25 protein-coding genes are annotated in these 22250 nt (G+C 69.2%); 14 read left to right on the plus strand and 11 right to left on the minus strand.

Features of this window, described 5'->3' with window-relative positions; all coding sequences use genetic code 11:
- Nucleotides 1-111: 111 nt before the first annotated feature.
- The gene (locus tag AC1C2R_RS11915) at nt 112-1008 is read left to right on the plus strand and encodes a MurR/RpiR family transcriptional regulator (protein WP_495380068.1); all 897 of its coding nucleotides are present in this window, start codon (nt 112-114) and stop codon (nt 1006-1008) included.
- A gap of 34 nt (nt 1009-1042) precedes the next feature.
- On the opposite strand, the gene AC1C2R_RS11920 is transcribed toward AC1C2R_RS11915, so the two are convergent.
- The gene (locus AC1C2R_RS11920) at nt 1043-2170 is read right to left on the minus strand and encodes a carboxylate-amine ligase (RefSeq protein ID WP_495380069.1); all 1128 of its coding nucleotides are present in this window, start codon (nt 2168-2170) and stop codon (nt 1043-1045) included.
- 158 nt (nt 2171-2328) lie between these two features.
- Here AC1C2R_RS11920 and AC1C2R_RS11925 point away from each other — a divergent pair, with 158 nt between their 5' ends.
- Together AC1C2R_RS11925 and AC1C2R_RS11930 are read left to right on the plus strand one after the other, a co-directional pair.
- The gene (locus AC1C2R_RS11925; RefSeq protein ID WP_495352704.1) at nt 2329-2703 is read left to right on the plus strand and encodes a YciI family protein; all 375 of its coding nucleotides are present in this window, start codon (nt 2329-2331) and stop codon (nt 2701-2703) included.
- Nucleotides 2700-3950 (plus strand): RNA polymerase sigma factor, encoded by a 1251-nt coding sequence (locus tag AC1C2R_RS11930; RefSeq protein ID WP_495380070.1) that lies wholly within the window; start codon nt 2700-2702, stop codon nt 3948-3950. Before AC1C2R_RS11925 ends, AC1C2R_RS11930 begins: the two co-directional genes overlap by 4 nt.
- An 11-nt stretch (nt 3951-3961) precedes the next feature.
- Here AC1C2R_RS11930 and AC1C2R_RS11935 read toward each other — a convergent pair whose 3' ends face one another.
- The 3 genes from AC1C2R_RS11935 to AC1C2R_RS11945 all read right to left on the minus strand — a co-directional run bounded on the left by AC1C2R_RS11935 (nt 3962) and on the right by AC1C2R_RS11945 (nt 6268).
- Entirely contained in the window at nt 3962-4801 is an 840-nt protein-coding gene (locus AC1C2R_RS11935) for an NINE protein (protein ID WP_495380071.1), read from the minus strand.
- Entirely contained in the window at nt 4791-5633 is an 843-nt protein-coding gene (locus AC1C2R_RS11940) for a sulfite exporter TauE/SafE family protein (protein WP_495380072.1), read from the minus strand. Before AC1C2R_RS11940 ends, AC1C2R_RS11935 begins: the two co-directional genes overlap by 11 nt.
- Nucleotides 5634-5695: 62 nt before the next feature.
- Nucleotides 5696-6268: a VanZ family protein gene (locus AC1C2R_RS11945; protein ID WP_495380073.1), complete on the minus strand. Its 573-nt coding sequence runs from the start codon at nt 6266-6268 to the stop codon at nt 5696-5698.
- A gap of 365 nt (nt 6269-6633) precedes the next feature.
- Here AC1C2R_RS11945 and AC1C2R_RS11950 point away from each other — a divergent pair, with 365 nt between their 5' ends.
- Nucleotides 6634-6837, plus strand: coding sequence for a cold-shock protein (locus AC1C2R_RS11950; RefSeq protein ID WP_129520071.1), 204 nt, complete (start codon nt 6634-6636; stop codon nt 6835-6837).
- An 87-nt stretch (nt 6838-6924) separates the two neighbouring features.
- Here AC1C2R_RS11950 and AC1C2R_RS11955 read toward each other — a convergent pair whose 3' ends face one another.
- On the minus strand, nt 6925-7773 hold the full coding sequence (locus tag AC1C2R_RS11955) for an NAD-dependent epimerase/dehydratase family protein (protein WP_495380074.1): 849 nt from the start codon (nt 7771-7773) through the stop codon (nt 6925-6927).
- A gap of 167 nt (nt 7774-7940) precedes the next feature.
- On the opposite strand from AC1C2R_RS11955, the gene AC1C2R_RS11960 reads away from it, so the two are divergent.
- Nucleotides 7941-9008 (plus strand): fatty acid desaturase family protein, encoded by a 1068-nt coding sequence (locus AC1C2R_RS11960; protein ID WP_495380403.1) that lies wholly within the window; start codon nt 7941-7943, stop codon nt 9006-9008.
- 141 nt (nt 9009-9149) lie between these two features.
- Entirely contained in the window at nt 9150-9356 is a 207-nt protein-coding gene (locus tag AC1C2R_RS11965; protein ID WP_022893778.1) for a cold-shock protein, read from the plus strand.
- A gap of 167 nt (nt 9357-9523) precedes the next feature.
- Here the strand turns inward: AC1C2R_RS11965 and nhaA are convergent, their stop codons facing one another.
- Nucleotides 9524-11416 carry a Na+/H+ antiporter NhaA gene (nhaA, locus tag AC1C2R_RS11970; protein ID WP_495352714.1) on the minus strand — a complete coding sequence of 631 codons (1893 nt, stop codon included), beginning with the start codon at nt 11414-11416 and terminating at the stop codon, nt 9524-9526.
- Between the two features lie 159 nt (nt 11417-11575).
- Between nhaA and AC1C2R_RS11975 the strand changes: the two genes are divergently transcribed.
- The gene (locus AC1C2R_RS11975; RefSeq protein ID WP_495352715.1) at nt 11576-11938 is read left to right on the plus strand and encodes a TFIIB-type zinc ribbon-containing protein; all 363 of its coding nucleotides are present in this window, start codon (nt 11576-11578) and stop codon (nt 11936-11938) included.
- 180 nt (nt 11939-12118) lie between these two features.
- On the opposite strand, the gene AC1C2R_RS11980 is transcribed toward AC1C2R_RS11975, so the two are convergent.
- Together AC1C2R_RS11980 and AC1C2R_RS11985 are read right to left on the minus strand one after the other, a co-directional pair.
- Nucleotides 12119-12820 carry a type 1 glutamine amidotransferase domain-containing protein gene (locus AC1C2R_RS11980; RefSeq protein WP_495380075.1) on the minus strand — a complete coding sequence of 234 codons (702 nt, stop codon included), beginning with the start codon at nt 12818-12820 and terminating at the stop codon, nt 12119-12121.
- A 92-nt stretch (nt 12821-12912) separates the two neighbouring features.
- Nucleotides 12913-14133, minus strand: a complete 1221-nt coding sequence (locus AC1C2R_RS11985) for an MFS transporter (RefSeq protein WP_495380076.1) — start codon at nt 14131-14133, stop codon at nt 12913-12915.
- Nucleotides 14134-14253: 120 nt separating this feature from the next.
- Between AC1C2R_RS11985 and AC1C2R_RS11990 the strand changes: the two genes are divergently transcribed.
- Complete coding sequence (locus tag AC1C2R_RS11990; protein WP_495352718.1) at nt 14254-14712, plus strand: MarR family winged helix-turn-helix transcriptional regulator; 459 nt, start codon at nt 14254-14256, stop codon at nt 14710-14712.
- Nucleotides 14713-14835: 123 nt separating this feature from the next.
- On the opposite strand, the gene AC1C2R_RS11995 is transcribed toward AC1C2R_RS11990, so the two are convergent.
- Nucleotides 14836-15258, minus strand: a complete 423-nt coding sequence (locus AC1C2R_RS11995) for a VOC family protein (protein ID WP_495380077.1) — start codon at nt 15256-15258, stop codon at nt 14836-14838.
- 235 nt (nt 15259-15493) lie between these two features.
- Here AC1C2R_RS11995 and AC1C2R_RS12000 point away from each other — a divergent pair, with 235 nt between their 5' ends.
- The 3 genes from AC1C2R_RS12000 to AC1C2R_RS12010 all read left to right on the plus strand — a co-directional run bounded on the left by AC1C2R_RS12000 (nt 15494) and on the right by AC1C2R_RS12010 (nt 16953).
- Complete coding sequence (locus AC1C2R_RS12000) at nt 15494-15946, plus strand: ArsR/SmtB family transcription factor (protein ID WP_495352720.1); 453 nt, start codon at nt 15494-15496, stop codon at nt 15944-15946.
- Nucleotides 15943-16416 carry an SRPBCC family protein gene (locus tag AC1C2R_RS12005; RefSeq protein WP_495380078.1) on the plus strand — a complete coding sequence of 158 codons (474 nt, stop codon included), beginning with the start codon at nt 15943-15945 and terminating at the stop codon, nt 16414-16416. Before AC1C2R_RS12000 ends, AC1C2R_RS12005 begins: the two co-directional genes overlap by 4 nt.
- 96 nt (nt 16417-16512) lie before the next feature.
- Entirely contained in the window at nt 16513-16953 is a 441-nt protein-coding gene (locus AC1C2R_RS12010; RefSeq protein WP_495352722.1) for a VOC family protein, read from the plus strand.
- Nucleotides 16954-17129: 176 nt separating this feature from the next.
- Here the strand turns inward: AC1C2R_RS12010 and AC1C2R_RS12015 are convergent, their stop codons facing one another.
- Entirely contained in the window at nt 17130-17744 is a 615-nt protein-coding gene (locus AC1C2R_RS12015) for a GyrI-like domain-containing protein (protein ID WP_495380079.1), read from the minus strand.
- A 47-nt stretch (nt 17745-17791) separates the two neighbouring features.
- Here AC1C2R_RS12015 and AC1C2R_RS12020 point away from each other — a divergent pair, with 47 nt between their 5' ends.
- Nucleotides 17792-18727 (plus strand): PhzF family phenazine biosynthesis protein, encoded by a 936-nt coding sequence (locus tag AC1C2R_RS12020; protein ID WP_495380080.1) that lies wholly within the window; start codon nt 17792-17794, stop codon nt 18725-18727.
- Nucleotides 18728-18789: 62 nt separating this feature from the next.
- Nucleotides 18790-19779 carry an aldo/keto reductase gene (locus tag AC1C2R_RS12025; RefSeq protein ID WP_495380081.1) on the plus strand — a complete coding sequence of 330 codons (990 nt, stop codon included), beginning with the start codon at nt 18790-18792 and terminating at the stop codon, nt 19777-19779.
- Nucleotides 19780-19800: 21 nt separating this feature from the next.
- Here AC1C2R_RS12025 and AC1C2R_RS12030 read toward each other — a convergent pair whose 3' ends face one another.
- On the minus strand, nt 19801-21177 hold the full coding sequence (locus tag AC1C2R_RS12030) for an MFS transporter (RefSeq protein ID WP_495380082.1): 1377 nt from the start codon (nt 21175-21177) through the stop codon (nt 19801-19803).
- 253 nt (nt 21178-21430) lie between these two features.
- Between AC1C2R_RS12030 and AC1C2R_RS12035 the strand changes: the two genes are divergently transcribed.
- Nucleotides 21431-22222, plus strand: a complete 792-nt coding sequence (locus AC1C2R_RS12035; protein ID WP_495380083.1) for a hypothetical protein — start codon at nt 21431-21433, stop codon at nt 22220-22222.
- Nucleotides 22223-22250 lie beyond the last annotated feature (28 nt).

The raw sequence follows: 22250 nt of genomic DNA on the forward strand, positions 1-22250 counted from the left end.
GACCAGAACTGGGGTAGCCGGCCGCCTCGCACGACCGGGCGGCGTCCCCGAGGATGGAATGCAGGCCGCGGACGCGGGCGCGTTTTCTCAGCAGGAACCGGGGACCCAGTGATGTCGGCGAACGTGCTCACCGCCGTGCGAGCAGCACTGCCGCGCCTCAGCTCGTCGGAGGCGCGCGTCGCCGAGGCGATCATCGCCGATCCGACGCTCGTCGTCGAGCTCACGATCAACGACCTCGCCCGAGTCTGCGGAACCTCACTGTCGACCGTGGCGCGCTTCTGCCAGACCGTCGGCTACAGCGGGTATCGCGAATTCCGCATGGAGGTCGCGAGCGCGGTGAGCCGTGAGGCCGCCGAGCGCGACCGGTTCGGTCTCGCCGATTCCGACATCAATCCGGATGACTCGGCCGACGACGTGGTCGCGAAGATCGCGTTCCACGAAGTGCTCGCCATCGAGGAGACGGTCGCGGGCCTCGACACCGAGGTGCTCGACGGGGTGGTCGAGGCGATCGACGCGGCGGGGCACGTCGACATCTATGGATTCGGCGCGAGCGGCCTCACCGCGCAGGACCTGCAGCAGAAGCTCACCCGCATCGGCATCTCGGCGTTCTGCTCCGTCGACATCCACCTCGCGCTCGTCTCGGCCGCGCTCCGGAAGCCGACGGATGTCGCGATCGGCATCTCGCACTCGGGACTCACCACCGAGACGAGTCACGCTCTCTCCGCTGCCCGTGATGCAGGCGCGACGATCGTGGCGATCACCAATTCGCCGGAGTCGCCGATCGCAGAGCTCGCCGATCTCGTGCTCATCACCCGCGCCCGCGAGTCGAGCTACCGCATGGGCGCGATGTCGAGTCGCATCGCCCAGCTCGCGCTCGTCGACTTCCTCTTCGTGCGGGTCGCGCAGCGAAGGCACGATGAGGTGGCGACGCCGTTGCGCCGCACGCACGAGGTCACCGAGAGCCACCGTCTCGCCACCAGGCGCAAGCGCACGGTCAACGGCGAGTAGGGCTCATCGCACTCCGCTCTCGCCGACGTGACGCTCAGAGCTCCGTGCGACTGAACGTCTCCTCGTACAACTCGCGCAGGCCTGCGTTGCCGCGCTCCCCGAACGCGGCTCGCTGTCGAGCCGCGCCCGTGCCCTCGCGCAGCAGCCTCGCGACGCCCTCCCGCACCAACTCCAGGTCGCCGGCCGCTTCGAGCGCCGGTTGCAGCAATCGGATGCTCCGCTCCAGCGTCTCCTCGGCCGGACGCAGTTCTCCGAGCACCGGGTCGAGCACCTCTGCGCTGATGCCGGTGTGCGCGGAGTGCAGCAGTGCGGCGTTCAGCAGCTCCGGACCGGGCGCCGATTCCGCGGTCGGTTGCACGGCGTGCGCCCACGCCAGGTCGTCGTCGACGACGGACACGACGAGCGCGCGGCAGAGCGAAGCGAGGAGTACCGATGACCACGCCTCGAGCTGTGCGTCGGCGACGCGGATCTCGATCGTCGGCAGTTTCGGGGAGAGCCGGCTGTTCCACATGATGATCGCCCGGTCCTTCATGCCGCCGATGCCGATGAGTCGCTCGAGTCGCCGGTCGTAGTCGGCGCCGTCACGGAAGACCGGCGGGCATCCGGTGGTCGTCCACCGCCGCTGGGCGACATTGCGCCAGCTCTCGTACCCGGTGTCGTGCCCGCGCCAGATCGGCGAGTTGCCGGTCAACGCGGAGAAGAGCGGCAGCCAGTTGCGCGACGCGTTCAGTGCGCGCACGCCCGCTTCGTGGTCGGGGATGCCGACGTGCACGTGCAAGCCCTGGATCTGGTGGTCGGCGATGACGTCGCCCATGTCGTCGGCGATGCGGAGGTACCGGGGCAGGTCGGTGACGGTCGGGAACGGCAGCGCATCCGGCGGCACCCCGACGCTCGCGACGACCGAGCCGAGCCGAACCGCCTCCGTCGTGAGCTCCCGACGGAACCCGACGAGCGCGGCCTGCGCATCGGCCATCGAGGTGAACACCACCGAGGCGTGCTCGACCTGTGCGGCGAGGAACTCGTGATGGGTCACCGGCTCCCAGTGGGGTTGCGCGGCGAGGCTGCGGAACGCGCCGGCCGCGACATCCGCCGGGCGCAATGTCTCGGGGTCGAGGAAGACGAACTCCTCCTCGATGCCGAACGTCGTCGGTTTCTCACCCATCGCGGCCTCCCCCGAGCGATGTTCGAACTCTCGTCACCTCCGACGATGGTGTCAACCCCCGAATCGGGTGGCGCTTGCAGCGGTCGAGAATCGCACCGCAGCCTCGACATACTGGTGGGAGCGCGGTTCTGACTCCCCAGATCGAAGGAGCGATTCCGATGAAGTACCTGATCCAGATCTACAGCAACCCAGCGTCTCGCGCCGTGTGGAGCGAGTTCACCCCTGAGCAGCAGGCCGATGGGTACGTCTACTACCAGCGCATCAGCGAGGAGCTCGCGGCGAGCGGGGAGTTCGTGGCGAGCGAGGCGCTCGCCGACATCTCTCTCGCCAAACGCGTCACGCACGACGACAACGGCACGGTCGCGAGTGACGGGCCGTTCGCCGAGACGAAGGAGCTGCTCGCCGGCTTCTACCTCGTCGACTGCGAGAGCGAGGCGCGAGCCGTCGAGATCGCGGCGCGCTTCCCCGAGGCGCAGTTCGGGCTCATCGAGGTGCGGCCGGTGCTCGAGATGGCCTCGGGCCCCGACGTGTGACGCGCTTGCCCGAGGCCGACGCCGTCCGGGCGCTGCGGGCCGCCGCACCGTCGGCGCTCGCGGTGCTCGTGCGGCGCTACGGCGACTTCGCGGCCTGCGAAGACGCCGTGCAGGAGGCGCTCATCGCGGCATCCGATCAATGGCCGCGAGATGGCGTGCCCGATAGCCCCCGTGCGTGGCTCGTGCGGGTCGCCTCGCGGCGCTACATCGACGAGGTGCGAGCGGATGTCGCACGCCGCCGCCGCGAGTCGCGCGTCGTCGAGCTCGAGCCGACGCCGTCGCCCGTGTCCGCGGTCGACGACACGCTCACGTTGTTCCTGCTCTGCTGTCACCCGGCGCTCGGTCGCCCGGCGCAGCTCGCGCTCACCCTGCGGGCCGTCGGCGGCCTCACGACGGCCGAGATCGCTCGCGCCCTGCTGGTGCCCGAAGCGACGGTCGCGCAGCGAATCTCACGGGCGAAGTCGCGCATCAGGTCGAGCGGCGAGGGCTTCCGGATGCCGCAGCCGGCCGCCCTCGATGTGCGGCTCGCCGCCCTGCGCCAGGTGCTCTACCTGATCTTCACCGAGGGGCACACCGCGAGCTCTGGCGACGAACTTGCGCGCGTGGATCTCTCGGCCGAGGCGATCCGCCTCACGAGGCAACTGCTGGGCTCGGCGCCCGACGCCTCGGGGGAGACGACCGGGCTCCTCGCCCTCATGCTCCTCACCGAGGCTCGTCGGCCAGCACGCACCGACGCGGCGGGCGCGCTCGTGCCGCTCGACGAGCAGGACCGCTCGCGCTGGGACCGCCGCATGGTCGGCGCGGGCGTCGCCCTCATCACCGAGGTGCTCGACCGCGCCCCGATCGGCCCGTACCAACTGCAGGCGGCGATCACCGCCGTGCACGACGAGGCGGCCTCGACCGACGACACCGACTGGATCGAGATCCTGGGACTCTACGACCTGCTCGAACGCCTCGCGCCGGGCCCCATGGTCACCCTCGGTCGCATCGTGGCACTCGCCATGGTCGAGGGGCCGGCATCAGGCCTCGACGCCCTCGAGGCATCCGAGGCCTCAGAGGCGTCGAGTGGCGGCGCTGCGCTCGCCCAGCACCATCGCACGTGGGCGGTGCGTGCGCACCTGCTCGAGCGGGCAGGGGCGACGGATGCCGCTTCGCTCGCGTTCGCCGAGGCCGCGCGCCGCACCCTCAACGGCCCGGAACAGCGCTACCTCGCGGCGAAGGCCGAACGGTTGCGCGCGCCGCGCTGAGCGGCGGTCGGTCAGCGCACGAGCAGGCCCACGATGCCCCACACGATGCTCGTCAGCAGCGAGAGCGCCACGAGCGCACCGGTCACGATCCACGCGACCCGCTTGTGCTCCTCGTACCCCTCGAGTGCACGGTCGTCGCGATCACGCTGCGCGCCGGTGAGCACGAGCAGCAGGTCGACGAGCACCCAGACCCCGAGCCCGCCGAGGGTGAGCAGCTTCGCGATCGCGGTTCCGTACTTGCCGAGGTAGAAGCGGTCGGCGCCCCAGAATCCGAGCAACAGGGCGAACAGCCACGTCGCGACGAAGGTGCGGCCGGCCGAGCGGTACGGCTCGTACGAGAATGGGGGTTCGGATGCCGCGGCTGGGGCGTAGCCCGGCGGGAGCGGCGCGGTCGTCTGCTCCTCGATCGCGGAACTCGGCGGTGCAGGCAGAGTGTACGAGGGGAACTCAGCGGCAGGGGTCGCTGCCAGCTGGCCGGGCGACGGCGGCGGCGACTGCGGAGGAGGGAACGGCAGCGCAGCGTTGGGGCGGGCCGTCGTCGACTCGTCGATGTCGTCGTACCTCGGAGCGGGCGCGGACTCGAGCGACGGTGCAGCGGGCGGCGCGAACGGCCACGCCGGTGCAGGCGCGACCGCGGGGGCAGCCTGCGCGGGCGGCAACGCCGGTGCAGACGCCACTGCGGGGGCAGCCTGCGCGGGCAACGGGTCCGAAGCGGCATCCGCCGGTCTCGGCGCCGTATGCGGAGACCAGCCCGCGCCGTCCCAATAGCGCAGCAGCGCGGCATCCGCTTCGTCGTCGTACCAACCGGCGGCACGCCGCAGCTCAGGCACGGACTCAGGCTCAAACGTCACGTTCGCTCCTCTCTTTCTGCTCCTTCTTCTGCAACCGTACGGCCCGCACCGTGAGCTGCACAGCTGCGATCACCACGAGCGCCGCGAACAGCCACGTCGACCACTCGGGCGACAGGAGGTGCGCAAGCGCGACGCCTCCGAAGGATGCCACTGTCGCCGCGATACCGGCGATGGCGCCGGCGCGAAGATCGACGACCCCGCCGCGAGTGCTGGTGATGGTGCCGCTGATCGCCGTGGGGATCATCACGGCGAGCGAGGTGCCCTTGGCGACGAGGTCGCTCATGCCGAAGAAGAGGATGAACGCCGGCACCATGACGAGCCCGCCGCCGATGCCGAAGAGCCCGGAGACGACGCCGATGACGAGGCCGAGGCAGACCATGCCGATGATCGTGAGCGCGTCGAGTTCGAGATGTGCGGCGGCACGTGCGGGTACGACGAGCAGCATGCGCACGGCGACGACGACGAGCAGCGCGATGAACATCCAGCGCAGCCAGCCGAGGGGTACGCGGCGCAGCAGCAGCGCACCGAGCCAGGATCCGACGATGCCGCCCGCCGCGACGAAGATCGCCGGAACCACATCGACCTCGCCGGCTGCGAAGTAGGTGATCGATCCGGCGATCGCCGTCGGCACGATCGCCGCGAGCGATGTGGCCGAGGCGCGGCGCTGGTCCATGCCCGCGAAGGTCACGAGGAGCGGCACCATCAGCAGGCCCCCGCCGACCCCGAACGCACCAGAGAGCAACCCGCCGACCGCGCCGATCAGGGCGAGCCGCAGCCACGACGCGCGTCGGTCGCCGGAAGCCGCGGATGCGGGCGTCACGGGCGAAGTCACCCGCCTACTGTACTGGCGGAGGCGGGCGCCTCAGCGGCGGATCGTCGATCGAGCGACGCGCGTCATGCCGCGCGATTGGACTGCGTCGCGACCAACGCCGGCTCGGGCAGCGGAACGATCTCGCTCGAGTCGGCGGCAGGGTGCGCCGAGGCGGGTTCCACCGCGCCTGCGACATCCCTCACCGCATCGACATCCACATCGACCCTGAGCATGGTGTCGGCCACGATGCCGGCTCGCCGCACGCCGCGGGCGACGAGCACGAGCAGCACGCCGAGCATCGCGCCCGCCGTGTTCATCACGAGGTCGCGCGGATCGGAGACGCGGTCGAGCTCCGGAACCTGCACGAGTTCGATGACGGCCGTGAAGCTGAAGCCCGCGAGCAGCGCGAGGGGCCAGCGCCGCCTGGGAATCAGCAGCGCCGCCAACACCCCGACCGGAACGAAGAGCGCCACGTTGAAGGCGATCTCCGCGAGGTACCCGGTCGTCCAGGTAACGGGCGCCGTCCACGCATCGGGGTTCAGGATGCCGCCGTCGACCTGATTGCTCGCGGTGCGCCACGGTGCCGGGCCGATGGTCACCCAGAGCACGACCGCTGCGTAGGCAGCAGCGACGAGACCGAGGGGGCGGCGGTTCATCCCATGATTCTCCACCTTTTGGATGCCGCCCCGCTGGTATCTTGCCGAGTGTCTGCCCATTGTGAAGAAAATCGGCAGAGGTCTTCCAGGTCACGATTCGGTCGCGTAGCGTGTGAAGCTGAACATCGCCCGATAGGGTTTTGTTCACTGATTCCTCCATCAAGCGGGCGCTCGCCCGTGCCTCCACCTGATTGCCCGGAGGCGGACCGATCCGCGTGGCATGACCCGATACGAGACGGCGGTAGCCTCCGCGCACACCCGCCCCTCGCCCCCGCTCCGTCGGCAACCCGCCGTGCGGGGCAGCGATCGACCGTCGATCGCATCGGGTTCGCACTCAGCGGCCCAGACGACAGAAGGACAGCAGTATGGCAACCGGAACCGTCAAGTGGTTCAACGCCGAAAAGGGCTTCGGCTTCATCGCTCCCGACGACGGCTCGGCCGACGTCTTCGCGCACTTCAGTGCCATCACGGGCAACGGCTACCGTTCGCTCGAAGAGGGCCAGAAGGTTGAGTTCGAGGTCGCGCAGGGCCCGAAGGGTCTGCAGGCGGAGAACATCCGCGGGCTCTGAGCCGGCACAGGCACCACGAGAACGCCGCCGCAGCACTCATGTGCTGCGGCGGCGTTCGCCGTTCTCACTCCGAGAGCTTCGCCGTTCTCACTCCGAGATCTGGTCGCGCCACGAATGCCGCGGCTCGTAGCCGAGCAGTCGACGTGCCTTGTCGATGGAGAGCATCGTGTCGTTGACGCCGAGCTCGCCGTGCAGCGGCACGCCGGGGAACACTTCGGCCACGAGTTCCGCGTTCGGCCGCGACATGACCGTGTCGGCCGCGGCGATGATGAACCGATCGAAGCCGGGCTCCGCGTTCGCGAGCGCGCGGCTCACGGCCTGTGCGCCGTCGCGGCCGTCGACGTAACCCCAGAGGTTCCACTTGCGCAGCGCGGCATCCTGGTCGAATGAGCCGAACGCCGCGTAGTCGGCGGGGTCCATGACGTTCGAGAAGCGCAGGGCGGTGATCGAGAGCTCTGGGTTCCACCGCACGAGTTCGATCGCGAGCTGTTCCTCGAGGTGCTTGACGAGCGAGTAGGTGCTCTCGGGGCGGGCGGGGTACTCCTCGTCGAGGGGAATGTACGGCGGCGGCACGTCGAACGGGAGCCCCAGCACCGTCTCGCTCGACGCGAAGACGATGCGGGGGGTGCCGAGTCGGCGCGCCGACTGGAAGACGTTGAACGTCGAGAGCATGTTGTTGTGGAACGTCGCCACGTCGCTCGCGAGGCCCGGTGCCGGAATCGCGGCGAGGTGCACGATCGCATCGACGCCGGTGTGGCGGTCGTCGACGCCGGCGATCGCGTCGATCACCTGGCCGTAGTCGGTGAGATCGACCTGCGTGTAACTGCCGCGCTCGCCGAAGCGGTCGAGGTTCACGACCTCGTTGCCCTCTTCGCGAAGCGTGTGGACGACGGTGCGGCCGAGCTTGCCGGACCCCCCGGTGACGACGATGCGCATGCATCCAGTGTGACACCGGCCGGCGCTCCGAGATCTCCCAGCGCCTTCCCATGCGGCTGCGGTACACTTTTGACATCTGCAGCGGGTGGTTACCCGCGTGAAACGGCTGGGAAGTCGATTACCAGTCGGGACGAAGACACATCTCTCACACCGAAGCTCTCGGTGCGATTCGGGCAACGAAGCCCCGCACCGGTTCCGCGGATGTCACGCGGAGCTATACCGCTCTCTCTCGGGTCGTTCGTGAGTCCGGCCTTCTGAACCGCGCCCGCTGGTTCTACCTCGCACTCGTCTCATTGCTCACGCTCGCTCTCGGCGGCGCGATCACCGGCTTCATCCTGCTGGGCGACTCGTGGTTCCAACTGCTGATCGCAGGTGCGCTCGGCCTGATCTTCACGCAGTTCGCGTTCCTCGCCCACGAGGCATCCCACCGCCAGGTGCTCGAGTCGGGCCCGAACAACGACCGGGTCGGCCGAATCCTCGCCGCCGGCGTCGTCGGCATCAGCTACTCCTGGTGGATGACGAAGCACACGCGTCACCACGCCAACCCCAACAAGGTGGGCAAAGACCCCGACATCGACTTCGACACGATCTCATTCACCGAGACGGATGCCGCGAAGCAGCGGGGGCTGCTCGCTCTCGTCACGCGCAAGCAGGGGTACCTCTTCTTCCCGCTGCTCACTCTCGAGGGGCTGAACCTGCACTACCGTTCGATCGCCACGCTGTTCGAGCGCGGCCCCGTCAAGGGTCGCTGGATCGAGTTGAGCCTCATCGCGGTGCGCTTCACGGTGTACCTCGGCGCGATCTTCTGGGTGCTGCCGCTCGGCATGGCCTTCGCCTTCCTCGGCGTGCAGCTCGCGGTCTTCGGCGTCTACATGGGCGCCTCGTTCGCGCCGAACCACAAGGGCATGCCGATCATCCCGGCCGACGTGAAGCTCGACTTCTTCTCGAAGCAGGTGCTGACCTCGCGCAACGTCTCGGGCGGTCTCTGGGCGAGCGCCCTCCTCGGCGGGCTCAACTACCAGGTCGAACACCACCTGTTCCCGAATATGCCGCGGCCGCACCTCGCCAAGGCCCGTGAGATCGTGCGCGAACACTGCCGCACGCTCGACGTGCCCTATACCGAGACGACACTCGTCAAGTCGTACGGTATCGTGATTCAATATCTCAATCGCGTCGGCCTCTCGGCGCGCGACCCCTTCGACTGTCCGATGGTGAACCAATTCCGACGGATCTGATCGAATACATGCTGGTTGAGCTTCGCGAAACCCGCACCACACACTTCCGTCGGCGGACGTCGCCGTCGGAACCCCGCATGGCCTCCGGCCATGCACGTCGCAGCAGCTTCGGCAGCTCGGCTTAATACAGAAGGAAATAACATGGCAACCGGAACCGTCAAGTGGTTCAACGCCGACAAGGGCTTCGGCTTCATCGCTCCTGACGACGGCAGCGCCGACGTCTTCGCGCACTTCAGCGCGATCGCATCGGGCGGCTACCGCTCGCTCGAGGAGAACCAGAAGGTCGAATTCGAGACCGCCCGCGGCCCCAAGGGTCTGCAGGCTGAGAACATCACGGTCATTTCGTAAGTTCTCGCATCCCTTTTGACCGGGATCCGGCGCACTCATCGAGTGCATTGAAACCTGGTCGACGAGCGGATGTCGCGGCAGCCGCCTCTTCGTGAGGCGTGCGCCGCGGCATCCGCTCTGTGCATTTACCGGCCCCTGCGCACTTGCGGCGCAGGACCGCCCGAGTACTATCCCGCCGATGGGGCGATCGGCGCCGTTCCTCCGGCGGTCTCCTCGAGCGCGCGAATCAGCGACCGAGCGTCGTACGGGCCGACGTGGCGTCGTCCGTTGACGAAGAGCGTCGGCACAGCAGTGATGCCCATCGCCTCGGCATCGAGCATGTCGTCGCGCACGCGCCCGGTCACCCTTGGCGACGTCAGGTCCGCCTCGAACTGCTCGACGTCGAGCCCGAGCTCGCCCGCCAGCCGAATGATGTCGGAGGGTAGCTGGTGCTCCTGATCGGCGAAGAGGCCGCGCTCGAACTCGAAGAACTTGCCCTGCAACGACGCGGCCTCGGCCGCCTCGGCGCCGGCCAGTGCGTTCGGATGGAACTGCGTGAGCGGTGCATGACGCCAGATGTAGCGGAGCCGGTCGCCGAGCTCCTCGTGCACCTCCTGGATCGACCCCGAGGCCTTCAGGCAGAAGCCGCATTGGAAGTCGCCGTACTCGACGATCGTGAACGGTGCGTCTACCGCGCCGAAGATGTGGTCGCGATCGGGATCGACGGGGCGCGCGAGCGTCTGACCGACGTCTTGGTTCGGCCGGCCGGCATCCGAGATGCGGAAGATCACGGTACCGATGAGGAACGCGATGACCGACGCCGCGAGCACGCCGACGCGGGCCTCGTTCTGCGCTGCGGGGTCGTCGATGGCGAGATCGACGATGAAGAGCGAGATCGTGAAGCCGATTCCGCAGAGCGCGGCCCCGCCCGCGATGCGATCCATGGTGAGACCGGCGCCGAATTGCCCGAGGCGCAGCAGCCGCAGCAGGGCCGTCGAGCCGAAGACGCCGAGGAGTTTGCCCAAGACGAGGCCGGCGATGATACCCCACGTGAGTGATGAGCCGGCGGCACCGGCCAGGATCTCGGGACTGATCTGCACGCCGGCGTTGGCGAGGGCGAAGAGCGGGAGGATCACGTAGGCGACGTACGGCGCGTACGCGGACTGCAGCCGTTCATTGATCGAGATGGATTCGCGCAGGCTGTTCGCGGCCGCTCGGGCGTACTCCGTGTTCGGCGACTGCCGGAACGTGCGTGCGAGGTCGAGCGCGTGTTCGACGTCTCGCCGGTCGGGGCGATAGACCGGCACCAGCAGCGCGATGGCGACGCCCGCGAGCGTCGGGTGCACGCCCGATGCGAGGAACGACAACCACACGATGATCGCCAGGGTCGCGTAGACCGGTCCCCGGCCGGAGGGCAGGTACCGGGTGAAGTACACCCCGGCGAGGCCGACGGCCGCCACGATGAGGGGGAACGGGTTGAAGTCCTCCGTGTAGACGAAGGCGATGATGCTGAGCGCTCCGATGTCATCGACGACCGCGAGCGCCAACAGGAAGACTCTCAGCCGGCCGGGCGCGCGCGGCCCGATGAGGGCGAGCGCGCCGATGAGGAAGGCCGTGTCCGTCGAGATCACGATTCCCCACGCATGCTCATGGCCGGACCCCGCGGCGATGAGCACGAACAGCAGCGCCGGAACGACGAGGCCGGCGATCGCAGCCACCACTGGCACCATCGCCCGCGACCAGCTCGTGAGCTCGCCGATCGCGAACTCCCGCCGCACCTCGAGCCCGACGGTGAAGAAGAAGATCGCCATCAGCGCGTCGTTGACCAGGGCGTGCAGCGTGAAATCGAGCTGGATGTCGCCCACGCCGACAGACAGGTGGGTTTCCCAGAAGCTTTCGTACGACCCGGCCGCGACATTCGCCCAGATGATCGCGGCCACCGTCGCGATCAGGAGCAGGAGGGCGCTGATCCGGCTCTGCCCCGTCGCACGGATGTGATCGGCGATGGAGCGACGGGTACGAGACTGGGTGACGGCGTCTTCTGGATCCGGAGACCGCTCGATGATGGTCAGATTAGTCATGGCGAGCATCCTCCTCGGCGTTCAGGCGTGCAACAAGCGTATGGTCATCGGGGGTCATCGGGTTGGGTGTCCTCAAAGGTTCGATCTCTAGGCTCGACGACGTCGAAGAGACCCGAACAGCCCCGACCTGTCCCGGTCGGCCCCGAAGGAGGAGCCCCCATGCAGTGCCCCAGTGACGGAACCGTGCTCGTGATGAGTGAGCGCAGCGGCATCGAGATCGACTACTGCCCGACGTGTCGCGGTGTGTGGCTCGACCGGGGCGAGCTCGACAAGATCATCGAACGCGGCGCCCGCGAGTTCTCGGCGCCGGCGCAGGCCGCACCTGCCGCCCCCGCCCCTCCTGCCGCCGCGCCCGCCACTCCCGTGCAGCCGCCGGCTCCCGCCTACGGGCAGCAGGCCTACCAGCAGCCCTACGACAACCGTCGCAACGACGACCGTCGCAACGAGAACCGAGGGTACGGCGACCAGGGCTACCCCCGCAAGAAGAAGAAGGAGAGCTGGCTCTCCGAGCTCTTCGACTGATCGTTCGCCCCGCGGGAGGAGATGCCAGGATCAGGAGGGCGACTGCTCGCGCGGCACTCATCCCGAGCGGTCGATCTCCTCCCGAAACGCGGAGTTCGAGAACGCCGACCGCCGGATGTCGTAGCGCGGTGCCATTCGAGGGGCACCGCGCCGCGGCATCCGCTCACCGGCGGAGCGCACTCAGGCGCCGAGCGCCTCGATGACGCGGCGTGCGACTGACGCGCTCGACTGCGGGTTCTGCCCGGTGATGAGGTTGCCGTCGACGACGGTGTGGTCGATCCACGGAGCGGCGGAGTCGATCACGGCACCGGCATCGCGAAGGGCCGACTCGACCCACCACGGCGTGTTCTCGCCTGTGCCGCCGGTGCGCTCCTCCTCGTCGGTGAAGACGGTGAGGGTGCGGCCGGCGAACGCGTTCGAGCCGTCGGCGAGCTTCGCCGAGAGCAGGGCGGCCGGCCCGTGGCAGAACGGCGCGACGATGGTGCCCGCGTCGTTCGCGGCAACGAGCACCCGGCCGACGTTCGGGTCGAACGCGAGGTCGGTCATGGGTCCGTGGCCGCCGGGCAGCACGATCGCGGCGTAGTCGGCCGCGTCGACATCGGCGACCGGAACGGCGGCAGCGAGTTCGCCGGCGATGAGGGCGAGGTAGTCGGCGAGCTCGCGGGCCGGGGCCTCACCTCCGGTCTGCGACGGGTCGAGGCTGCCCGCGTCGACGGTCGGGGTGACGCCGCCCGGCGTCGCGATGGTGACCCTGTGACCGGCCGCGACGAGATCGCGGTGCGCGGTCACGAGTTCTTCGGCCCAGAAGCCGGTCGGATGCTCCGAACCGTCCTTCATCGTGAGCGAGGTCGCGCCGGTGACGATCATGAGGATGCTGCTCATTGCTGGTTCCTGTTCTCTGGTGCTGGTGCTGGTGCTGGTGCTGGTGGGTCAGGTGGTGGTGCGGGTCTCGACAGGCTCGGCCTGCAGAACGATCAGGCGACGGATGCCGCGGCGCGGGTATCGTCGAGGCGCGCGGGCGCCGGGCCATCCGCTCGGGGGCGGCGCCGTGCGGTCGCCGCGGCGACGACCATGACGAGGAGTGCGGCGGCGGTGATGACCGCGCCCACCCAGATGGGCGAGGTGTAGCCGAGGCCCGCTGCGATGGTGACGCCGCCTGCCCAGGCGCCGAGCGCGTTGCCGAGGTTGAAGGCGGCGATGTTCGCGCCCGAGGCGAGCGTGGGGGCGTGGTCGGCGTAGCGCATCACGCGGCTCTGCAGGGCGGGCACCGTACCGAAGCCGAACCCGCCCATGGCGACGAGCAGCACGATCGTTGCGATCGGGCTCGCGGCGAGCCAGGCGAAGAGCGTCAGCACGACGACCAGGGCCGCGATGAAGCCGAGCAGGGTGCCGTCGATCGAGCGGTCGGCGAGGCGTCCGCCGATCCAGTTGCCGACGACGAGGCCCGCGCCGAACAGCACGAGGAGCCACGGCACCGCGCTCGAGGCGAAACCGCTGACCTCGGTGAGCGTGTACGCGATGTAGGTGAAGGCGCCGAACATGCCGCCGAAGCCGAGCACGGTGACGGTGAGCGAGAGCCACACCTGGCCGGAGCGGAACGCGGTGAGCTCGCGGCGCAGGCTCGGCGGCGGTCCATCGGATGCCGCGGCGCGGGCGCTCGGTACGAGGGTCGCGATGCCGATGAACGCGAACACGCCGATCACCGAGATCGCCCAGAACGTCGAGCGCCAGCCGAACTCCTGGCCGAGAAAGGTGCCGAAGGGCACGCCGAGCACGTTCGCTGCGGTGAGGCCGGTGAACATGATCGCGATGGCGCCGGCGGCCTTCTCGGGGGCGACGAGGCCCGCGGCGACCACCGAGCCGATGCCGAAGAACGCGCCGTGGCAGAGGGCGGCGATCACGCGGCCGGTCATCATGAGCTCGTAGGTGGGGGCGATGGCCGAGACGGCGTTGCCGGCGATGAAGAGTACGAGCAATCCCATGAGTACCGGTTTGCGGGGGAGCCGCGTCGTGGCCGCCGTCAGGCCGAGGGCACCGACGACGACCGCGAGTGCGTAGCCCGAGATGAGCCAACCGGCGGCGGCCTCGGTGACCCCGAAGTCGGCGGCGACCTCGGGGAGGAGGCCCATGATGACGAACTCGGTGAGTCCGATGCCGAAGCCCCCGATGGCGAGGGCGATGAGACCGAGGGGCATTCGTGGTTCTCCTGTTACACTGATCAATTAGTTGCAGACGCGCACTATTGCGCAAGCGGCCGTTAATGTTTGCACACGCAAATAGAAAGCGCAAGCAACTATCTCGACCGAGGAGGAGAAATGGGCATCGCCGACGACGCGGTCGAGGTGCGCGCTCAGGGGTGGCGCACGCTGGCTGCACTGCACGGACTCATCGAAACCGAGCTCGAACGTGCGCTCGCGGCATCCGTCGAGCTCTCGGTCGTCGAGTACACCGTGCTCGACGCGCTCAACCGGCAAGACGGCTGGCACATGCGCATGCAGCAGCTCGCTCGCGCGGCCGCACTCAGCCCGAGCGCGACGACGCGCCTCGTGAACCGCCTCGAAGACCGCGCGCTGCTCACCCGTATCCTCTGCGCCGATGACCGGCGCGGCATCTACACCGAGCTCACGGCCGCCGGGCAGGCGCTCTACGAACGGGCGCGTCCGATCCACGATGAAACGCTCGAGCGCGTCCTCGCCGAGGCCGGGGAGCAGCCCGAACTCGCGCCCGTGGTCGAGGCGCTGCACGGGGCGGCGCTGCCCGCTGCTGTCGGCTGAACACTCGGCCCGCTTCGGAGGAGAACGTGAGGCGGGGAGGAGCGATCCGCCCGCCGCGGTCCTCCCGATCGTGCGATCTCCTCCCGGCCGGCGGCGTCGACGGCTGCGGGGGCCGCCGTCGGATCAGGCCGCGCTGCCGGAGATGTTCACGAGCCAGGTGACGCCGTAGCGGTCGGTGCACATGCCGAACGCGTCGCCCCACGGCGCGACCTCGAGCGGAACGATCTGCGTGCCGTTCGCGAGGAGCTGCCCCCAGTATCCGCGCAGCGTCGCGTCATCGTCGGCGCCGCCCGACAGTGAGACCGAGATCGGCCCGCCGGTGCCCGGATCGCCCGTGGAGGTCGGAGTGTCCGCGCCCATCAGCACGATGCCTCCGGCTCCTTCGAGTTGGCCGTGCATGATCCTGTCGGCGTCAGCGGGGTCTTCGGCCTGGCCGAACTCGGCGAAAGTACTCGTGGTGAGCTCGCCTCCGAACAGCGAGTGGTAGAAGTCCAGCGCCTCCTTCGCATTGCCGTTGAAGCTGAGGTACGGGTTGAGCGTGACCATGATGCGACCCTTCTCGATGTGTCTCTCGGGGCGATGCTGCCCCCTCGCCGCACGTGCCGCAACCCCGCGATGGTGAACGTTGCCGAGCATCAAGACGACGCTCGCGCCCCTCGGTGCACGTGGGCGGCTGGCATGGGAACTGCCCGGGGAGAGGTGTTGACAGCGGCATCCACTCGGCGTAGCTTGTAATCAATCAAATGGTTGATCAAGAGAATGGTTGAGAAAGGAGTGGGTGATGATCGTCGATCCGAGCGCAGACGACCGCCTCGACCGGGCCTTCATGGCACTGGCCGACCCGGTGCGCCGCGGCATCATCGCCCGACTGAGCCGCGGGCCGGCCACGGTCAACGAGCTCGCCGAACCGTTCGCGATCACCAAGCAGGCCGTCTCGAAGCACATCCAGGTGCTCGAGCATGCGGGGCTCGTCACCAGAACGCGTGACGCGCAACGCCGACCCGTGCACCTCGACGCGGCCCAGCTCGAAGCCCTCACCGCGTGGATCGACCGCTACCGGCTGATCCACGAGCAGCAGTTCCGCGCATTGGATGCGCTGCTCGCCACCGACCGCGGCGCAGACGCCGCGGCATCCGTCGCCCTCGATGTGCAGATCGAGAATCACGGCGACACCAGTGACACCCCCGCTGTCGGCGCACCCGCCGGCACCGACACGAAAGAGACAGGACAATGACGAACCCCGTCACCATCACCGCCCCCGAAGGGCTGCCCTTCATCGAGATCGAGCGCGAGTTCGACGCACCCGTCGCGGCCGTGTTCAACGCGCACCGCGACCCGGCGCTCGTCAAGCAGTGGCTCGGTCCGAACGGGTACGACATGGCGATCGAGCGCTGGGACTTCGTGCCCCAGGGTGGTTACCGCTACGTGCACACCAACCCCGAGGGCGAGTCCTACCGGTTCAACGGCACCTTCCACTCCGTGCGCGAGAACGAGTTCGCGATCCAGACCTTCGAATTCGAGGGCTACCCCGACGTCGTGGCCATCGAGGCGATGACGTTCGAAGACCTCGGTGGCGGCCGTTCGCGCATCCGCATCCACTCCACCTACCCGAGCCTCGAGTCTCGCGACGGCATGGTGGCGTCGAACATGGAGCACGGCGTGCGCGAGGGCTACGAGCGCCTCGACGGCATCCTCGCCGCCTGAGTGAGCGGATGCCGCGGGCCGAACACTCGTCCGCGGCATCCGCCCCGCAGGCTCATGGCGGAACACGCACGAACACCCCACCGAACGGAGCACCTCATGGACTGGACACTGGAAGTCATCATCGTGCCGGTGAGCGACCTCGACCGATCGATCGCGTTCTACCGCGACCAGGTCGGGTTCGACCTCGACCACCACACCAAGAACGAGTACATGCACGTCGCACAGCTCACCCCGCGCGGCTCGGGCTGCTCGATCGTGATCGGCACGCTGCCGACGCAGCGCGACATGGCACCCGGCTCGCTGCACGGCGTGCAGCTCGTCGTCGCCGATGCCTCGGTCGCTCACGCCGAGCTCGTCGACCGCGGCGTCGAGGTGAGCGAGATCTCCGTCATCGACGAACGCGACGGCGGCACCTTCTTCGGCTTCACCGACCCCGACGGCAACACGTGGGCTGTGCAGCAGCTCAAGGTTCGCGGGGTGACCCCGCTCATCCCGGTCGAGGCGCGGCAGCGGTTCGGCGCCGAGCAAGAGCTCTGAACCCGCACCATCTCGTGCGCCCGCACCATCTCGTGCACTGCACCATCTCGTGCGCCCGCACCATCTCGTGCACTGCACCATCTCGTGCACCTGCACCATTTCGTTGCGGGGGTGCATTCCCGTCAGAATCCGCGACCAGCGGGCTCGATCTGGCGGAAATGCACCCCCGGAATAGTTCATGAGCGCGGCGCGACCGGCTGCCGCAGAATCGTGCGCAGCTTCTCAGGCGCGGTACGCCGCGGATCGCCGAGATAGACCTCGTGGTGGCGGCCGTTGAACCGCAGCCCGTGCTCGGGCATGAACTCCTCGTGCAGGCGGGCGAGCGTCGGCCCCTCGTCGTCGTAGGAGCCGAGATGCAGTGTCTGCACCGAGCGGCCCTCGGCGAGTCGTTCGAAGCGCACGAGCTCGGCGGCGGGCGCCTTCGCCGTGGCCGTCGCCGTCACCTCGGCCACGAGTTCGGCCGTCATCCAGTCGGGCTGCCAGATCATCATCGTCCACGACCAGGCCGACTTCTCGCGCGTGATGAAGGTGGCGGGATCGTCGGCGCTCCAGAGGCCCTCGAGCGGCCCGACGACGTAGTCGCGTTCGAGCTCGCGCTTGCTCCGAAACTTCGCCGCGAACGACACGGCATAGAGCGCCTCGACCGCCGCCGCATACTCGGGAGCGCTGTTGGGGTCGCCGTGCCCGTCGATCATGCAGTACGCGAGCTCGGGCACATCGACGAACTCGAACCTCCCGGCGCGGGCGCGGTAACTCGGAATCTCGCGTTTCGGGTCGAACTTGGTCGTCATCCGCCCAGTGTGCCAGCACCCTCCCGCACCCATGCGACGATCGAACGATGACCGAGACGCCCGAGATCCTCCACTATGCGGCCTTCACCGACGATCCCGCAGGCGGGAACCCTGCGGGCGTCGTGCTCGACGCGTCGTCCCTCGATGCCGCGGCGATGCAGCGCATCGCGACCGAGATCGACTTCGCTGAGACGGCCTTCATCACGGGTCGCGACGGAGACGCACACGTGGTGCGGTACTTCTCGCCGATCGCCGAGGTGCCATTCTGCGGCCACGCCACGATCGCGACGGCGGTCGCGCTCGCCGAGCGCTCCGGCGAGACCGGCCTCGTGCGCTTCGCCACGCCGGTCGGCGAGATCGCGATCGAGACGAGCTCCGCCGGCGAGCCCGCGATCGAGACGAGCTCCGCCGGCGAGCCCGCGATCGAGACGAGCTCCGCCCCAGAACTCGGCCGCGGTGTTCGCGCCGCGTTCACGAGCGTCGACACCCGGCTCGCCCCGATCGGCGAGTTCGTGCTCGACGCGCTGCTCGACCTGCTCTCACTCGACCGCACCGCCATCGCCGACCGCTACCGGCCGATGCTGGCCTTCGCCGGCAACTGGCACCCCGTGCTCGTCATCGCCGACGCCGCGATCTTCGACGGGTTCCGCTTCGAACCCACGGCCGTGCGCGCGTTCATGGACTCGCAAGGGTGGCAGGGGACCATCACGGTGCTGCACCCGCTCGACGAGACCGGATCCCCGCGCCGATTCGAAGCACGCAACCTCTTCCCGGTCGGGCGCATCACGGAGGATCCGGCGACGGGGTCCGCCGCGGCATCCGTCGGCGGCTACCTGCGCGGCCTCGGCCTCGTCGACCCGCCCGCTCGCATCGTGATCGAGCAGGGCCGCCATGTCGGGCGTCCGGGCGAACTGACCGTCGACATCCCGTTGCATGGCGGCATCGTCGTGAGCGGCCGAGCGGTGGCGATGCCGCGGCGGTAGGCTCGTGCCGGGCAACAGTGCCGCCCGCGACATCCCGCTTGCGACCCCACCTCTGGAGCATCATGCAGACTCGCACCCTCGGCCGCACCGGCCGCACCGTCTCCGTCATCGGCCTCGGCACCTGGCAGCTCGGGGCCGACTGGGGTGAGGTCGACGAGGCCGACGCGCTCGCCGTGCTCGACGCGGCGTACGAATCGGGCGTCACCTTCTTCGACACCGCCGACGTCTACGGTGACGGCCGCAGTGAATCGCTCATCGGCACGTGGCTGCGCGCGAACCCCGACTCGGGCGTGACGGTCGCCACGAAGATGGGGCGACGGATGCCGCAGCAGCACGCCAACTACTCCCTCGCGAACTTCCGGGAGTGGACCGACCGCTCGCGCGCGAACCTCGGCGTCGAGACTCTCGACCTCGTGCAGCTGCACTGCCCGCCGAGCTCGGTGTACTCCGATGACGAGGTCTACACCGCCCTCGACATCCTCGTCGACGAGGGGGTGATCGCCGCCTACGGCGTCAGCGTCGAGCGGGTCGACGAGGCGCTCGCCGCGATCGCGCGTCCGCACGTGGCATCCGTGCAGATCATCCTGAACGCGTTCCGGCTGAAGCCGCTCGACGAGGTGCTGCCCGCCGCCGCGGCCGCCGGCGTCGGCATCATCGCCCGGGTGCCCCTCGCGAGCGGGCTGCTCTCGGGGCGCTATACGAGCGACACGATCTTCGCGGCGAACGACCACCGCAACTTCAACCGCCATGGCGAGTCGTTCGATGTCGGCGAGACCTTCTCGGGGGTCGGCTACGAGACCGGCGTGCGTGCGGCCGCGGAGTTCACCGCTATCGCGCGCGACGCGGTTCCGGATGCCTCGGCGGCCCAGGTCGCTCTCGCCTGGGTCGCGGCCCAGCCGGGCGTGAGCTCGGTGATTCCGGGCGCGCGCTCACCCCAGCAGGCGCGTGACAACGCGGCGGCAGGGTCACTGCAGCTGCCCCCCACGGTGGATGCCGCCGTGCGCGAGCTCTACGACCGCGACATCCGCGACTCGGTGCACGCGCGCTGGTAGTCGCCCGCCGCCGGCCAGGCCTCAGCGAGCGGCACCCTCGACGACAGCGGCGTCGGTGACGTCGGTGACGTCGGTGACGCCAGCCACATCGGTGCCGTCGGCCACGCCAGCGACGCCGGCAACGCGAGTGACGTCGGTGACGCCGGCAACGCCGGCAACGCGAGTGCCGTCGGCCACGCCGGCAACCTCGGCGGGCCGCTTGCGCACCTGGCCGGCGACGGCGAGGCTCACGAGCATGACCGCGCCGATCACGAGCAGGGCGTGGCGGGCCCCGACGGTGTCGGCGAGGAGGCCGAGCAACGGCGGCGCTGCGAGCGAGGAGATCGTCGAGAACGACGTGACCACCGAGACGCGCTGGCCGGCCCTCGAGGGGTCGTCGGATGCCGCAGAGATCGCGATCGGGTTGCCGAGGGCCGCGCCGCAGCCCCAGAGCACGATGCCGATCCAGGCCACGGCGAGGTTCGGGCCGAACACGAAGAGCGCGAGACCCACGAGGGCGGATGCCCCGGACGCGCGCAGCACGACGACCCTGCCGAAGCGGTCGATGAGTCGGGTGCCGAGAAAGCGGAACACGGTCATCGCGCCGACGAAGGTGCCGTAGGCGATCGCGCCGGTCGCCTCGGCTGCCTCGAAGCCGTCGACGACCGCGAGCGAGAGCCAGGTGTTCGCCGAGCCCTCGGCGAGCGACGCGGCGAGGAGCACGACGCCGAGCAGCAGCGTGCGCGGTTCGAGCCACGCCCCGAGCGCTGAGCGCACCGCCCGCCGATTGCGGGCGCCTGTCTCGTGCGCGTCGACCGAGCCGGTCTTCGTCGTGATCGCCGCTCGCGTCGTGAGCGCCGTCGACGGCGGGATCAGCCAGAGCCGTACCGCCGTGACGACGGCGGTGACGATGACGATCTGCAGCGCGATGTGCACGCCGGCGAAGGCGAATGCCGCGCCGACGAGGGCGCCGCCGGCCGCGCCGATCGAGAACGCGGCGTGGAAGTGCGGCAGGATGTTGCGGCCGAGTCGCTGTTCGACGGACGCCGCGTTGATGTTGATGGGCACGTTGATGAGGCCGCCGCAGAGCCCGTTGACGAACATGCCGACGATGAACAGCGGCAGTCCCCATCCGATGAGTCCGGCGGCGTCGAGGCCGAAGCCGATCACGTTGCCGACCGTGCCGGCGATGAGGGTGTTGCGGCTGCCGAATCGGGCGACGATCGCGCCGACGGTGAGTCCGCCGATGAGCGAGCCGATGCCGCCGATGATGAGGAGCGAGCCGAGCTGCAGCGAGGTGATATCGAGGGACTCGCGCACCGAGGGCATTCGGCTCGTCCACGACGCCATGATGAGCCCGAAGAGGGTGAACTGGGCCATGAGCGACCAGCGGGCGCGGGAGATGGTCGTGATCGGCACCCGGAGACCCTACCGCGGCGAGCGTTCCGCACCGAAAATGCGAGAACTCCCCCCAAACGAGGCTCAACGTCGATACGCTGCACGAGTGTGTTGTTAGCGGGGGGCTGACAGTGACGACATCGGTGCATCGCGGGGGCGAAGGCTCGCTCGGTGCACCACTCGAACATACGAGGGTCGCCACATCTCCCTCCTTCAGCCGTCGAAACGACGGGTGCAGATCCGAATCATCGGTTCGTACGAAGGAAGGACTCGAATGAATACTCAACGTGTCACGGCGTTCGGCCACGGCGGGGCGGCAGCGCTCCATCCGAAGGCAGTTCCGAGCCGCAGCCGGGTGAACCGGATGCTCGGACTCGCATTCGCAGGGCTGATCGTCGTCACGCTCGGCGTCGCGAACCAGGCGCAGAGCGCGCAGGCGGCCGCCGACCTCACGCGAGCGAAGGAGATCGCGGTCGCGCAAGTCGGCGACCGCGTCGGCATCGGTGCTGCCGGTGTGGACATCAACGGACTCAGGGATGCCGCGGCATCGAGCCTCGCTGCCGGAGCAGTCGCCGGCGTGCAGGGCATCATCGGCGAGGCGGGCGCCGAGCTCGGCGCCGAGGGCGTCGCCACGCTCGTGTCGCTGCGCGACGGCCTCAACACCGAGGTCGGCACCGGCGGCTCCGTCGCCGCGATCACCGCGGCGATCGCATCGTTGCGCGCCGAACAGGGCGCGGTGACGACGGCCCTCACCGCTCACCGTGAAGCGGTCGCCGCGCAGCTCGCCGCCGAGGCGGCAGCTGCGGAAGCCGCCGAATCCGCGCGAGTGGCGGCCGAGCAGGCCGCCGATGATTCCGGCTCATGGTCGGGCGACTCGGATGCCGCGGTGACGCCGGGTTCCGCAGAGTCGACCGGGGGCGGCCAGGCCGCCGCCGACCCGTACACCGCCGAGTACTACCCGGGTCTGCCCGCCGCGCCGCGCGACGAGGACTGCGGACCGTGCACCGGTAAGGAGATGCACCCGGTGTACTACAACGGCTCGTACGTCTGGGGCTGCGCCGCGTAACGACCGAGGGTGTGACGATGGGCGTCCG

The sequence above is a fragment of the Agromyces sp. Y182 genome (genome assembly GCF_059445385.1).

Coding starts and splice junctions, on each gene's coding strand:
- AC1C2R_RS11915 (WP_495380068.1), top strand. CDS start 112: ATGTCGGCGAACGTGCTCACCGCCGTGCGAGCAGCACTGCCGCGCCTC.
- AC1C2R_RS11985 (WP_495380076.1), bottom strand. CDS start 14,133: ATGCCCCTCGGTCTCATCGCCCTCGCCATCGGGGGCTTCGGCATCGGA.
- AC1C2R_RS11925 (WP_495352704.1), top strand. CDS start 2,329: ATGAAGTACCTGATCCAGATCTACAGCAACCCAGCGTCTCGCGCCGTG.
- AC1C2R_RS11990 (WP_495352718.1), top strand. CDS start 14,254: ATGGGCATCGCCGACGACGCGGTCGAGGTGCGCGCTCAGGGGTGGCGC.
- AC1C2R_RS11950 (WP_129520071.1), top strand. CDS start 6,634: ATGGCAACCGGAACCGTCAAGTGGTTCAACGCCGAAAAGGGCTTCGGC.
- AC1C2R_RS12020 (WP_495380080.1), top strand. CDS start 17,792: ATGACCGAGACGCCCGAGATCCTCCACTATGCGGCCTTCACCGACGAT.
- AC1C2R_RS11965 (WP_022893778.1), top strand. CDS start 9,150: ATGGCAACCGGAACCGTCAAGTGGTTCAACGCCGACAAGGGCTTCGGC.
- AC1C2R_RS12005 (WP_495380078.1), top strand. CDS start 15,943: ATGACGAACCCCGTCACCATCACCGCCCCCGAAGGGCTGCCCTTCATC.
- AC1C2R_RS12025 (WP_495380081.1), top strand. CDS start 18,790: ATGCAGACTCGCACCCTCGGCCGCACCGGCCGCACCGTCTCCGTCATC.
- AC1C2R_RS11980 (WP_495380075.1), bottom strand. CDS start 12,820: ATGAGCAGCATCCTCATGATCGTCACCGGCGCGACCTCGCTCACGATG.
- nhaA (WP_495352714.1), bottom strand. CDS start 11,416: ATGACTAATCTGACCATCATCGAGCGGTCTCCGGATCCAGAAGACGCC.
- AC1C2R_RS12000 (WP_495352720.1), top strand. CDS start 15,494: ATGATCGTCGATCCGAGCGCAGACGACCGCCTCGACCGGGCCTTCATG.
- AC1C2R_RS12010 (WP_495352722.1), top strand. CDS start 16,513: ATGGACTGGACACTGGAAGTCATCATCGTGCCGGTGAGCGACCTCGAC.
- AC1C2R_RS12035 (WP_495380083.1), top strand. CDS start 21,431: ATGAATACTCAACGTGTCACGGCGTTCGGCCACGGCGGGGCGGCAGCG.
- AC1C2R_RS11995 (WP_495380077.1), bottom strand. CDS start 15,258: ATGGTCACGCTCAACCCGTACCTCAGCTTCAACGGCAATGCGAAGGAG.
- AC1C2R_RS11975 (WP_495352715.1), top strand. CDS start 11,576: ATGCAGTGCCCCAGTGACGGAACCGTGCTCGTGATGAGTGAGCGCAGC.
- AC1C2R_RS12015 (WP_495380079.1), bottom strand. CDS start 17,744: ATGACGACCAAGTTCGACCCGAAACGCGAGATTCCGAGTTACCGCGCC.
- AC1C2R_RS11955 (WP_495380074.1), bottom strand. CDS start 7,773: ATGCGCATCGTCGTCACCGGGGGGTCCGGCAAGCTCGGCCGCACCGTC.
- AC1C2R_RS11945 (WP_495380073.1), bottom strand. CDS start 6,268: ATGAACCGCCGCCCCCTCGGTCTCGTCGCTGCTGCCTACGCAGCGGTC.
- AC1C2R_RS11920 (WP_495380069.1), bottom strand. CDS start 2,170: ATGGGTGAGAAACCGACGACGTTCGGCATCGAGGAGGAGTTCGTCTTC.